We start from the raw sequence: 12,802 nt of genomic DNA, 5'->3' as shown, positions 1-12,802 counted from the left end.
TTTAAAAATAATACGAGATGAATTTACTTTAGGGCACCCTCAATATGAAGCCAACCGATCAATTAACATCGAACATAACGTTGTCGGATACGGGTCTGTTTTTAAAAAACACCGTGGCGGGAAGTAGCGCCAACAAGCAATTGTCGGCACTTTTGGCCGTTAACAATAGTGACCAAGACCCTAAGCCAGATTTGACATATCTGGATATCATGCCGGAGAATATACTGCAACTAATCGCCCGGGCCACCCCTTTGACAGATCGTAAATCGCTATCAGATGCCCTTAACTCGAACATGGGTCTGGGCAGATATATTGCCAATGAGCTAAAATTAAGCGAATTTATAATTACCCGAGTATCTGAGATAGCGACTCTCAAGGACTTTCTTGCCGCGCTGCGGGATATTCCCACACTGTTACGATCGGATCAAGTTAGGGCGTTGGAAGCATTAAGCGGCAGCTTGTTGAATTTGACAGATCCAAAACCCCTGAGGCTTGCAATAATTGCGTATATAGAAGAAGCCACGCCACTTGGCAACCAGAATCCTTCACTGAAAAATTTGATCAATGTTCTGAACGACGTCAACGATAACGCCCAGTTAATAGAAAATTTTAGCTGCTTCATTTTTAAACAGCTCAAGACAGAAAAAAATTGCCATGAAATTGCTATCAAATATGGTGTCACTCAGGAGGAAGTATTGCATAATCTTGAACACCGCGGTTTTGAACTGTTATCCCATGAGGAAGTGGAAAAAAGCCATTCACATAAGGAAATTGCACTTAAATACGGTTTTTTCGAATCCTGCGTTCTTGAGCTGTTAGAGCATAAGTTTGTCGAATATCGGGCCGGGGTGGACGTATTAAAGGGAGAAAGTGCGGATAATATCGCCGTTAGATATAATATATCCACTCCCATGGGCCGCAATCGGCTATATCAATATCATTCTATCGCGAAAAAAATAATGGCCGGGGGTAATTGTTTTCAGCTTAGTCAATTATATTATATTGACCTTCACAATGAGACATCGCGTATTGCCATGGAAGAATTATCCATTAAACATGTAGCAGGAGCAGCGTTGCTTAAAGCTAAAGATTGGCGTAAGGTAGCCAGTAGGTATGGTATTTTAACAAGCAAAAGCCGGAGAAAACTTAAAGATAATTTACTTCATGTCCGCGCCGTTAGACAAGTTGATCGTGTAACAATACGATCACGATCAAACCCAGCACACTATCAGCCTTATTCTGCAAAAAAAGGCGGAAACTCACGGTCGATTCAGGAATAATTTTTCTCCCCACGGACCACTCCCACTAAAATGCCATCTAAACCATAGTTAATGTGACGGCAGTTTTCCTTTGATGGTTTATTTCCCGGTGACCGGACGGATGATAATTAATAAGCGGATTTTTTATATCCTCGTTGCCATTCACCGCAGGCCGATAGACCGTTGGCATCATTATCTGCCACATCGTCTTGAAGGACTCGGTGATGGCAACGCTAATTATTCATCCTATATTATTAAGGATAATGAGGAATGCTGCCTATAACATCGGCTTTACCGGGAAATTTCCCCTCTGTAAATCCATTAACCGGCCTTGATAAAGAAATGAATTCCGGCGGGTCCGTATCGTCCACCTTGACCCGTCTAAGCAATAGCGCTCTTAAACGGCCATTGATAGCGTCCGGCGACGCTGTCTTTGGTTCTACCCAGTCTGCAAAGGCAGCGGCGCCGACGCTGGCGGAAATGCCCGACTTGGTATTGAAAACCATTATCGGCTATATCCGGCCTGAAGATATGGTGCCGCTGGCGACGATATTCAACACGAAACAAAAAGCCTATTTCGCCAAGGAAATCAACTATGGCCATATCGTTAGCGATACGTTGTCATGGGTAATCACAATCAGGGATTTTGATACCGCTTTGGCGAGAATACAGGCATTGAGGGCAAAACAGCGGGTCCTGCCGCTGATACGTCTCGGCGGGCATATCTACGAGATGAATCCAGAGGATCGGCCTATCGCCATGGCACTCTATGCCGCCGAGGCGAGGCTTCACTATGAAAGCACCCCTTCCCTGGCATCTCAGCTGCGGGCTATCGAGGATAAAACGTCCTTTTGCCGTTTGCTGATTGACCAAATTACCGCCGAGAGCAGCTTGAGGGATGTTGCAGCGAGGTATGCCATTACCAGCCCGTCGTCCCTACAGGAACTCGAACGGTTGATTGTTAACACCTTGGCGGGCGAAGGAGGATGGGCGGGAAAAAATGCCCGTAACGTCGCCGTTAAATTCGGCATCGGCGAAGAAGGGAGTATTGCGCTGCTTGAGCAATATATTTTTACCGAGGCATACCGGCCTCTAATCAATGAAACGGACACCTGTGGGGATATTGCCGAGCGATATGGTGTTTTTACCTCTTCAGGACGCATACAGCTTGAAACCTATATGGTCAGACACTGCATCGGCATCAAGGCGCAAAGAGGCGAGAACTGCGTAATCCTGGCGCAACAATATGAGATCATTACCGCCACCGGGCGAGAATATCTAGAGTATTATGCGTTAGGAGGCGTCCTGGGAATAGAAGCAGGGTCCGGCGGTAATTGCCTTATGCTGGCCGAGAAATATGGCATATGTACCCCTGCAATGAGAAACGAAATTGAGAATTTTTCGATTCGTACCCGACTTTGGGAAATGGCGCACATCGGTAATAACTGTCATGAACTGGCCAGACTCTACGGTATCGTTACGCCTGAAGGACGCACGCTGCTCGAAAGCTATGCCATAAACGGTGTTGCCAAAGCGGAAGTTCAGTTGGGTAAGCACTGCGATATCGTGGCCAAACATTACGGAATAATCAGCCATAACGCCCGTGGCGTATTAGAAAACCATGCCGTTGAAGGCCTGGCCGGGGCTTACGCCCGTCAAGGTAATAACTGTCAACTGTTAGCCACCAGGCATGGCATATCTCATCCAAATGCCCGCGTCGCCTTGGAAAAATGCTCTTTACAGAGTCTGAATACGCGAAAAGGCAATCTGCGCCTGACTTGCCATCAGATTGTCGCCAAATATGGCATCGTTACTGATGAGGTGCGCGTCGCTTTGGAAAATCACGTAGTGAGCACCAGGGGGACGCGGTATATCAAGTGTGAGAATGATTGCCATAGCATCGCCGTAAGGCTGGGTCTCAAAACCGAAGCCGCACGGCTCCAGCTGGAATTATCCACTATTGATTTTATTCTCGATTCCAAAATGGAAGGCGGCCTTAATGCCGTTAAAATTCGGGAAAAATATCGGATTACTCAGCCAAAGGCGGTGGCAACGCTTGAAAATAAACTGATCAAAGGCGGGGACATACAGAAGGACATCCAGGCCGGCGGCCATTGGCGTGACATTGCCAGGAAATACGGCATCCAACTCATGGCCAGCCTTGATGTGCTGCAGTCAGATTGCGTTAATGCCGTCGCCGGCAACGGGGTGCTTGCCGGTGAAAATTGCCAAACGCTCGCCGAGCGATTCGGTATCATCTCTCCAATCGCACGTGTTGCATTAGAAGAATGCTATTTAGATCGGGCCATGGCGGATATCCGTTCCGGTGGGAACTACCGGGTCATAGCGGCACGTTACGGCATTACGTCCACTCCGGTATTGAACAAAGTGATAAAGCAGTTTGTATTATCTCAGTACGGCAATAATCGCCCGGTTTCGGGAACCCAGCAAAACGGTGTCGCGGTATAACCCTGTGATTGACTTGTGGATAACCTGTGGAAGGGCCGCCGCCGGCGGCCCGTTTCAGAATTACTGCCTATTCACCGCTGATGCGCTCGATGTTTGCGCCAAGCTTGCGCAGTTTAGCTTCGATGCAATCATAACCGCGATCGATATGATAAATACGATCCACCACCGTAACGCCCTCGGCGATGCAGCCGGCCAACACCAGGCTGGCGGATGCGCGTAAATCGGTTGCCATAACCTGTGCCCCGGAGAGCGTTTCCACCCCATGGCAAATCACGGTGTTGCTTTCGATTTCCGCTCGGGCACCCATGCGAATCAATTCGGGCACATGCATAAACCGGTTTTCAAAGATGGTTTCAGTGATAACGCCGGTTCCCTCCGCCACAAGATTCAACAAGCTGAACTGTGCCTGCATATCCGTAGGAAAGCCGGGATGCGGAGCAGTACGCACCGTAATGGCCTTCGGACGTTTGCCATGCATATCAAGACTTATCCAGTCTTCGCCGATGTCGATATCCGCGCCGGCTTCACGCAATTTGGCCAATACAGCGTCCAGCGTGTCCGGACGGGTAGCGCGGCAGGTAACATTACCGCCGGAAATGGCCGCCGCCACCAGGAAGGTTCCGGTTTCGATGCGGTCCGGCAGTACGCGATATACACCGCCACCCAGGCGGGCCACTCCTTCAATAGTGATTTTATCGGTGCCGGCGCCGCTGATGTTGGCCCCGAGGGTAATCAGGAAATTGGCGGTATCGACAATCTCCGGTTCCCGTGCGGCATTTTCGATTATGGTGGTGCCGTCCGCCAGGGTGGCGGCGCTCATAATGGTCACCGTGGCGCCCACGCTGACCTTATCCATCACGATGTGCGCACCCCGCAGGCGACCATCGACGGACGCCTTCACATACCCTTCCTCAAGCTTGATGGTGGCGCCTAACTGCTCAAGGCCGGAAATATGCAAATCCACCGGCCGGGCGCCGATGGCGCAACCGCCGGGCAGGGAAACCTGGCCCTGGCCGAAGCGGGCCACCAGCGGTCCCAGCGCCCAAATGGACGCGCGCATGGTTTTCACCAGATCATAAGGGGCGCAGAAGACATTGACGCCGCTGGCATCCACATGCACCGAACCATTACGTTCCACCTTCGCCCCAAGCTGGCTCAGCAGCTTCATGGTGGTATCGATATCTTTCAATTTGGGGACGTTTTGTATTTCAACCGGCTTTTCCGCCAACAAGGCGGCAAACAATATCGGCAGCGCAGCATTTTTGGCGCCGGATATGGTCACTTCTCCGCTTAACCGGGTCGGACCCTGGACACGAAATTTATCCATTACAACTGCTCTCTTATTAACGGGTGCAATGCCGCCGGACGCCGCCGACGGCCTAAAAGCCGTTCAGTTTGCGATCGCGCTGCCATTCATCAGGCGTATAGGCCTTGATGGAAAGCGCATGTATACGATTATCCGAAATATATTCCGCCAACGGGGCATACACCGCCTGTTGCTTTTTGATCCGGCTCATACCGGCAAATTGCTCACTCACGACGATGACCTGAAAATGGCTGCCGTCGCCCGATACATGAGCTTCTTGCAGTGCCAGGGCGCTCATCAGAACTTCTTTGATTTCGTGGTTTTCCATAATGGTCAAATCACTGTCATGGGTCGGGAAACAAGCCGCTATCTTAGATGAATACGTCGCCATCGGAAACAGGCATAACGATAATCCTTTGGCCTTTAAGCACGGCCGAACAAAAACAGCTTGGAGGACAGTGGGTTATTATCAGGGGTATGAAGCCGGCTTACGCCGGCTGTGGCTGCTGACAAATGTACTCGGAGTCAATAAGGTGGGACAGGCTGCCAGTAGAGTAAACCGTCCGCGCCAGGGACGGCGCGGATCGAGCCCCCAGGGATGGGTTCACGGCGTGTTTACGACCGGGCGGCCTGTCCCGACCGAACACTTCGTCAATACGCTCAAGCCAGCTTATCATCTACGGAAGGAAGAATATCTTGCAGCTTGTAGAGGGTAATCAGCGTGCGCAGTTTTTCCGTGACGCCGGTTAATGCCAACGCTCCGCCTTGTTTAGCCTGCGACGCGCATAAATGCAGCATCATGGCCACGCCGGCGGAATCCACGCGATCCAGCATTGAAACATCCAGAAAGCGGATACCCGGCAAGAGACTATCCCGCTGCGTCCAGAAGGAGATCAGCGTGTCGCGATCCAGCTCGCCCCGCAACAGCAGGGTGTCGCCGTCGGCTTGCCAGCTCAGGGACTCAGCCATTGTTTTGCTTATCCAGCGTAATGGGCTGGCCGGCGGCTGCCTGTAGCTGCTGTGTCAGGCCGTCGATGCCTTTCTGGCGCAGGGTGGAAGCCCACTCGTTTTGCTTCGTGGTAATCATGCTCACGCCTTCGGCTATCATATCGTAGGCCTGCCAGTTGCCCGTCTGGCTGTTCTTGCGCCATTGAAAATCAAGCCGGACCGGCGGCCGGCCGCCCTGATCCACAATGGTCACCCGTATGGCGATGATAGTGGCGTCACCCAGCGGTTTTTCCGGCTCAACCTGGAAGGTTTGGTTGCGGTACATGGCCAGGGCCTGTCCGTAAGCCTGCTCCAGATAGCTTTGGAATGCCTTGAAATAGGCATCGCGCTGGGCCGGGGTCGCATCGCGGTAATAGGAGCCCAGCACCAGGGCGCCGGCGTATTTTATCTGGACATAGGGCAGCAGCTCGTCCCGCACGATGGTGCGCAGATAATCGGGGTTCTGCCGGATCTGGCTCTGCTCGTTTTTCAGGCGGGTAAAGGTTTTTCCCGCCGCTTCATTCATCAAGGCGTAGGGGTTGGTCTGGTCCACCGCCTGCGCCAAAGGCGCTATCACCACCAGCAGGGCTATCATTATCAAACGCTTAAACATAGGTCATTTCCTCTCAGTGATTCGTCGCGGCGGGCTGGGCGCCGTTGCCGGATGCCGCGGGAGCGGAGGCACCGCCGGCGGCCGGCGCGCTGTTCGTTCCATCCGCAGGATTTTTGCCGCCGTCCGGCGCCGACTTGTTGTCGCCGCCGCTCTTGTACAGGAACTGGCCGATCAAGTCTTCCAGCACCAGTGCCGACTTGGTGTCCTGAATGGTGCCGCCGTCCTTGAGGATGGAGGTGCCCATATCGGGATCTTCAAAGCCGATGTTGAGCGCCAGGTATTGCTCTCCCAGCAGGCCCGAGGTCCGGATCGCCAGTGAACTGGTATCCGGGATGTGGTTGTAAGTGGATTCGATATCCATCGCCACCTTGGGGGCATAGGTTTTAGGATCGAGGGTAATGTCCGCCACCCGACCGATCACCACGCCGCCCACCTTCACCGGCGAGCGAACCTTCAGTCCGCCGATATTATCGAACGAGGCGGAAATACGATAAGTGGCGGTATTCCCAAAGGAGCGGATATTCGCCACCTGCAGGCAGAGAAAGACGATGGCGCATAAAGCGATAATCATAAACACGCCGACCCATATTTCGCTTTTTTTCGTTTGCATTAACTCACTTCCCAAACATCAGTGCTGTCAGCACGAAATCCAGTCCCAACACCGCCAGGGACGCATGAACCACGGTTCTGGTGGTTGCCCGGCTGATGCCCTCGGAGGTGGGAATCGCATCATAACCGTTGAACAACGCAATCCAGGTCACGGTGATGGCGAAAACCACGCCTTTGATCAGGCAATTCACCAAATCCTGACGCCAGTCCACCGCGCCCTGCATAGCGGACCAGAAATAGCCGCTATCGATACCTTTCCAATCCACGCCTACCACCCCGCCGCCCCAGATACCCACCGCGACAAAAATCGCCGTCAGCAGCGGCATGCTGATGACCCCGGCCCAAAACCGCGGGGCCACAATGCGACGCAGGGGATCCACCGCCATCATTTCAAGGCTGGACAACTGTTCGGTGGCCTTCATTAAGCCAATCTCGGCGGTGAGCGCCGAGCCGGCGCGGCCGGCGAACAGCAGCGCGGTGACCACCGGCCCCAGTTCGCGCAGCAGCGATAGCGCCACCAGCATGCCCAGGCTGGCCTCGGCGCTGTAGGTGGTCAGGATGATATAACCCTGCAACCCCAGCACCATGCCGATAAACAGCCCGGAAACGATAATTATCATCAGGGACTGCACCCCGACGCTATACAACTGCTTGATAAGCAGCGGCCACTGTTGGCGAAAGTCGGGTTTACCCACCAGCGCGTTAAACAGCAGCAGGCCTGCCCGCCCGAAGGCAAGGCAGACTTCAATGCCCCGGCGTCCGATGGACGCTAATGCTTGCGTTAGCATGGCTCGGTCAACTCCCTGAACCTAAAAGCTGGGTTTTATAATCCGCGGCGGGATAATTGAAGGGAACCGGCCCGTCGGCAATGCCGTCCAAAAATTGGCGCACCCTGGCATCATCGTTAGTGCGCAGCTGCTCCGGCGTCCCTTCCGCCACGACGTGCTGTTCGGCCACGATATAAGCATAGTCAGCGATACTCAGCACCTCCGGCACGTCATGGGAAACCACGATGCAGGTGACCCCCAGCGCGTGGTTCAATTCATCAATGAGCTTCACCAAGACCCCCATGGTAATGGGATCCTGCCCGACAAAAGGCTCGTCGAACATGATAAGTTCCGGATCGAGAGCGATGGCCCGCGCCAGCGCCGCCCGCCTGGCCATGCCGCCGGAGAGCTCCGACGGCATCAGGGAAGCGGCGCCGCGCAGACCCACCGCCTCAAGCTTCATCATCACCGTGGTGCGCAGTACCGGCTCGGGCAACCGGGTATGTTGCCGCAGGGGAAACGCTACGTTCTCGAACACGTTGATATCCGTGAACAGCGCGCCGGACTGGAATAACATGCTGATTTTCTTGCGCACGTCATAGAGCCGCCGCCGCGACAAGGCCGGGATATTATCACCATCGAACCAGATTTCGCCACTGTCGGGGGCCAATTGACCGCCTATCAGACGCAGCAGAGTGGTTTTGCCGATGCCCGATGGCCCCATGATGGCAGTGATTTTCCCTCTGGGGACATGCAAGGTGATGTTATCGAATATCGGGCGATTGCCGCGGCGGAAACTCAATCCGCGGATGTCCACCAGAGGTGCCGTTTGATTCATATTATTTCACTGCCTATACGTTCTCACTGAGAGCTCTAACCTACGATATTAAATGAATAGCGCCAAATCATCGAACTTTTACATAAACTTACCTATCGGCGTTAAGATAGGATCGGCGGCCGGATTTTACTTTTTGTCTACTGGCGGTCAAAATCAGACAACGCCATAGATGAGACGCACTTATTTATCCCGCCGCGGGGAGGAAGCGGCCGCCGGCAGGCCAGGATTATAGTCAAATCAAGGATTTTACATGTTTTTGACCACGTCATTACTTATTATCGGCCTTATTCTACTCGTTTATGGCGCGGATAGATTGGTTTACAGTGCTGCCGTCCTGAGTCGTTCGCTGGGGATCGCGCCATGGCTTATCGGCTGCACCGTGGTGTCGTTGGGTACCTCCCTGCCGGAATTGATGATTTCGGTTACCGCCGCCCTGAATCACGAAAACGACCTGGCGGTAGGAAATATCATCGGCTCCAATATCGCCAATATCCTGCTTATCGCCGGGGGCGCGGCCCTTTTCAGGCCGATAGCGTTCCACTCGGATATCCTGCGGCGGGAGCTGCCGTTGCTGCTGTTTGCCACGGCATTGTGCGGTATGTTGCTGGCGGATAACATCCTGAGCCGCCGGGATGGTATGATACTGTTACTGGCGGGCATCGGTTATATTGCCGCCGTAGTGAACATGTCCCGGCCGGCACTGCGTTCGCCGGACGACAGCCTGACCCGTCAGCAGATGGCGGAGCTGCCGCGGGGCGGCGGCAACACCGTAGCGGTGCTGTGGCTGGCGCTGGCGTTTATCATCATGCCCATCTCGGCGCATATGGTTATTGATAACGCCGGCGTACTGGCGCGGCAGCTGGGGGTGGGAGAGCTGGTCATCGGCCTGACGGTCGTGGCCGTCGGCACCAGCCTGCCGGAACTCGCAACGGTGATTGCCGGCGCGCTGAAAGGAGAAAACGATATTGCCCTGGGAAATCTCATTGGCTCCAATATCGTCAATAGCCTCCTGGTGCTGTGCGTCCCCGCCCTGCTCTCCCCCGGGCCGCTGGACCCGCTGGCGGTCCGGCGGGATTACTGGGTCATGCTGGCGGCCAGCATAGTATTGGCGGCGTTCTGTTTACGCAAACACCACAGGATCAATTCAATGATGGGCGGTCTGCTGTTAGGTGCCTTCGCCGCCTATCTTACGGTGCTGTTTATTTAGCCCGGATACACCGCCGGGCCATCAGGATGAATTTATGTCACATTTATCATTAGCGCCGGACTTTGACTTTCCGGCAGCCGGTAAGCAGGTTCTCGCCGTAGAGCGGGCCGGTCTAGCGCAGCTGGATCAATATATCAACGACGATTTCCGCCGCGCCTGTGAAAAAATATTTTTTTGCAGCGGCAAGGTCGTGGTGATGGGCATGGGCAAATCCGGCCACATCGGTCGCAAGATGGCGGCCACTTTCGCCAGCACCGGCACGCCGGCGTTTTTTGTCCACCCCGGCGAAGCCAGCCACGGCGATTTGGGCATGGTTGCAGCCCAGGATATCGTTATTGCCCTGTCGAACTCCGGCGAAGCCAATGAGATCCTGGCGCTGATCCCAGTGTTGAAACGCTTAAGCATTCCGCTGATCTGCATGACCGGCAAGCCGGAAAGCGCCATGGCCAAAGCAGCGGATATCCATATTTGCGTCCATGTTCCCCTGGAAGCCTGCCCTCTCGGCCTGGCGCCCACCGCCAGCACCACCGCCGCGCTGGTCATGGGGGACGCCCTGGCGGTGGCGCTGCTGCAGGCCCGCGGCTTCACCTCAGAAGATTTCGCCCTCTCCCATCCCGGCGGCTCGCTGGGCCGCAAATTGCTGCTGCGGGTGGCCGATATCATGCACAATGGCGATGAAATCCCCATTACCCCCCGCGACGCGTCGCTGCGGGACGCTCTGTTGGAAATGACCCGTAAAAATCTCGGTATGACCGTTATCTGTGATGAGAAAGGTAATATCGAAGGTATTTTTACCGACGGCGATCTGCGGCGGGTATTCGATATGGGCGTGGATCTCAATAAGGCACGCATCGCCGACCTGATGACGGCGGGCGGTATCCGCGTCACCCCTAACATCCTGGCGGTGGAAGCGCTTAATCTTATGCAATCGCGGCATATCACTTCGGTGCTGGTGGCGGAACAAAACCGTCTGCTGGGCGTGGTGCATATGCATGATATGCTACGCGCCGGCGTCATTTAACAAGGAAGGAACTGCGCCATGCATGATACCCCCCGTATTGATACATGCTACGGACCGGTTGAAGAATCCGTTTTACGGCGCGCCCGGGATATCCGGCTGCTGATTTGCGACGTCGACGGCGTATTGTCCGACGGCCTGATCTACCAAGGCAACCAGGGCGAAGAACTGAAAGCATTCAACGTGCGCGACGGCTACGGTATCCGAAGCTTGCTGACATCCGGCATCGAGGTCGCTATTATTACCGGCCGCTCCGCCAAATTGGTGGAGGATCGTTGTAAAACCCTGGGCATCGTCCATCTTTATCAGGGGCAATCGGATAAGCTTTTGGCCTTTGTAGCCCTGTTGGATAAACTCTCTTTAACAGAGGAGCAGGTGGCTTACATCGGCGATGACCTGATTGATTGGCCGGTGATGGCGCGGGTTGGCCTGGCTATCGCCGTAGCGGATGCCCATCCGCTGTTATCGCCCAAGGCCGATTACGTGACGCATATCCGCGGCGGCCGCGGCGCGGTGCGGGAAGTCTGTGATCTGTTGTTGCTGGCGCAGGGGAAGCTTGAGGATGCCAAAGGGCAGTCGGTATGAGTAAGACAAAATATTGGGTTACCCTGCTGCTGGTTATCGTGGTATTGGTGCTCATCGGCTGGAACCTGGCGGATAACGACAACGCGACGGCCCCGGCGGTGACGGATACCGGCGAGCCGACCTATCAGAGCGAGCATACCGTCACTACGGTCTATAACCCTTTGGGGAGCCTGAACTACCGGCTGATATCCGATCATGTAAAACAATATGCCGTGGAACAAATCACCTGGTTTACCCGACCGGTGGCGACGATGTACGATGAAAACAAGGTCGCGACCTGGACAGTCAAAGCCGATCAGGCCAAGCTGACCGGTGATAAAATGCTTTATTTATATGGCCATGTTCAGGTAGACAGCCTGACCGACACATCACAGCTGCAGCACATCAGAACCGATAACGCGGTAGTGAATCTGGTGACGCAGGATGTGTCTTCTGATGACGTAGTCACCTTATATGGCGTCGGCTTTAACTCTGTAGGCACAAAGATGCGCGGAAATCTGCGAAGCAAGACTGCCCAGTTGATTGAAAAGGTCAAGACCTCTTATGAAATTCAGAACCAGCAGCAAAATCCATAACATCATCGCCGCCGGCGCGCTGTTACTGCTCAGCGCCAAGGCCATGGCGCTGACCGGCGATACCGACCAGCCGATCAATGTTGACTCCGCGCAGCAGGCGGTTGATATGCTCACCAATACCGTGACGCTGACCGGCACGGTGGTGGTAAAACAAGGCTCCATCGATATCAGGGCGGATAAGGTCGTCATTACCCGTCCCAACGGCGTGCAGGGCAAGGAAGTGGTGGAAGGCTACGGAAATCCGGTGACCTTCTACCAGATGCAGGACAGCGGTAAACCGGTGAAGGGCCATGCGCAGAAGGTGCGTTACGAATTGGCCAACGACTATGTCATTCTTACCGGTGACGCTTACATCGAACAGCTGGACAGCAACGTCAAAGGCGATCGTATTACCTATCTGGTGAAACAGCAGCAGATGGAGGCCTTCAGCGACAAAGGCAAGCGGGTGACAACCGTGCTGGTGCCGTCCCAGTTGCAGGATAAAACCCCGGCCGCGCCGGGCGCACCGGCTGCTAAAGCCGCACCGGCCAAGAAGGCCGCTCCGGCGGTTAAACCCGCCGCTAATTAAC

At 54.4% G+C, this 12,802-nt stretch carries 14 protein-coding genes; 7 read left to right on the top strand and 7 right to left on the bottom strand.

Features of this window, described 5'->3' with window-relative positions; all coding sequences use genetic code 11:
* Positions 1 to 44 precede the first annotated feature (44 nt).
* Together ACL2XJ_RS11140 and ACL2XJ_RS11135 are read left to right on the top strand one after the other, a co-directional pair.
* Positions 45 to 1,280, top strand: coding sequence for a hypothetical protein (locus tag ACL2XJ_RS11140; RefSeq protein WP_413726497.1), 1,236 nt, complete (start codon positions 45 to 47; stop codon positions 1,278 to 1,280).
* 249 nt (positions 1,281 to 1,529) lie between these two features.
* Positions 1,530 to 3,728 carry a hypothetical protein gene (locus ACL2XJ_RS11135; RefSeq protein ID WP_413726496.1) on the top strand — a complete coding sequence of 733 codons (2,199 nt, stop codon included), beginning with the start codon at positions 1,530 to 1,532 and terminating at the stop codon, positions 3,726 to 3,728.
* Between the two features lie 67 nt (positions 3,729 to 3,795).
* Here ACL2XJ_RS11135 and murA read toward each other — a convergent pair whose 3' ends face one another.
* The 7 genes from murA to mlaF form a co-directional block, all read right to left on the bottom strand.
* Positions 3,796 to 5,055, bottom strand: coding sequence for a UDP-N-acetylglucosamine 1-carboxyvinyltransferase (gene murA / locus ACL2XJ_RS11130; RefSeq protein WP_132923561.1), 1,260 nt, complete (start codon positions 5,053 to 5,055; stop codon positions 3,796 to 3,798).
* Positions 5,056 to 5,107: 52 nt separating this feature from the next.
* The gene (gene ibaG / locus ACL2XJ_RS11125) at positions 5,108 to 5,362 is read right to left on the bottom strand and encodes a BolA family iron metabolism protein IbaG (RefSeq protein ID WP_132927890.1); all 255 of its coding nucleotides are present in this window, start codon (positions 5,360 to 5,362) and stop codon (positions 5,108 to 5,110) included.
* Positions 5,363 to 5,694: 332 nt separating this feature from the next.
* On the bottom strand, positions 5,695 to 6,003 hold the full coding sequence (mlaB, locus tag ACL2XJ_RS11120; protein WP_413726495.1) for a lipid asymmetry maintenance protein MlaB: 309 nt from the start codon (positions 6,001 to 6,003) through the stop codon (positions 5,695 to 5,697).
* Entirely contained in the window at positions 5,996 to 6,634 is a 639-nt protein-coding gene (gene mlaC / locus ACL2XJ_RS11115; protein ID WP_132923563.1) for a phospholipid-binding protein MlaC, read from the bottom strand. The genes mlaB and mlaC overlap by 8 nt, the downstream gene beginning before the upstream one ends.
* A 13-nt stretch (positions 6,635 to 6,647) precedes the next feature.
* Complete coding sequence (gene mlaD / locus ACL2XJ_RS11110; protein ID WP_132923564.1) at positions 6,648 to 7,244, bottom strand: outer membrane lipid asymmetry maintenance protein MlaD; 597 nt, start codon at positions 7,242 to 7,244, stop codon at positions 6,648 to 6,650.
* 4 nt (positions 7,245 to 7,248) lie between these two features.
* Positions 7,249 to 8,031, bottom strand: coding sequence for a lipid asymmetry maintenance ABC transporter permease subunit MlaE (mlaE, locus tag ACL2XJ_RS11105; RefSeq protein WP_413726494.1), 783 nt, complete (start codon positions 8,029 to 8,031; stop codon positions 7,249 to 7,251).
* A gap of 7 nt (positions 8,032 to 8,038) precedes the next feature.
* A complete protein-coding gene (gene mlaF / locus ACL2XJ_RS11100) occupies positions 8,039 to 8,848 on the bottom strand; it encodes a phospholipid ABC transporter ATP-binding protein MlaF (RefSeq protein WP_132923566.1) in 810 nt (269 codons plus the stop codon).
* A gap of 250 nt (positions 8,849 to 9,098) precedes the next feature.
* On the opposite strand from mlaF, the gene ACL2XJ_RS11095 reads away from it, so the two are divergent.
* Genes ACL2XJ_RS11095 through lptA form a run of 5 tightly spaced genes read left to right on the top strand, consistent with a single transcriptional unit; the run spans position 9,099 to position 12,801 of the window.
* Positions 9,099 to 10,055, top strand: a complete 957-nt coding sequence (locus ACL2XJ_RS11095) for a calcium/sodium antiporter (protein ID WP_413726493.1) — start codon at positions 9,099 to 9,101, stop codon at positions 10,053 to 10,055.
* Positions 10,056 to 10,089: 34 nt separating this feature from the next.
* The gene (gene kdsD, locus ACL2XJ_RS11090; RefSeq protein WP_132923568.1) at positions 10,090 to 11,076 is read left to right on the top strand and encodes an arabinose-5-phosphate isomerase KdsD; all 987 of its coding nucleotides are present in this window, start codon (positions 10,090 to 10,092) and stop codon (positions 11,074 to 11,076) included.
* Between the two features lie 18 nt (positions 11,077 to 11,094).
* Positions 11,095 to 11,658 (top strand): 3-deoxy-manno-octulosonate-8-phosphatase KdsC, encoded by a 564-nt coding sequence (gene kdsC, locus ACL2XJ_RS11085; RefSeq protein WP_413726492.1) that lies wholly within the window; start codon positions 11,095 to 11,097, stop codon positions 11,656 to 11,658.
* Entirely contained in the window at positions 11,655 to 12,233 is a 579-nt protein-coding gene (lptC, locus tag ACL2XJ_RS11080; protein ID WP_132923570.1) for an LPS export ABC transporter periplasmic protein LptC, read from the top strand. The genes kdsC and lptC overlap by 4 nt, the downstream gene beginning before the upstream one ends.
* Complete coding sequence (lptA, locus tag ACL2XJ_RS11075; RefSeq protein WP_132923571.1) at positions 12,202 to 12,801, top strand: lipopolysaccharide ABC transporter substrate-binding protein LptA; 600 nt, start codon at positions 12,202 to 12,204, stop codon at positions 12,799 to 12,801. Before lptC ends, lptA begins: the two co-directional genes overlap by 32 nt.
* Position 12,802 lies beyond the last annotated feature (1 nt).

This window comes from Sodalis sp. RH16, assembly GCF_047324245.1.
GTDB lineage: Bacteria > Pseudomonadota > Gammaproteobacteria > Enterobacterales > Enterobacteriaceae > Acerihabitans > Acerihabitans ligni.
The sequence above is the reverse complement of the archived record's forward strand: the minus strand, read 5'-3'. Positions and strand labels throughout refer to the sequence as shown.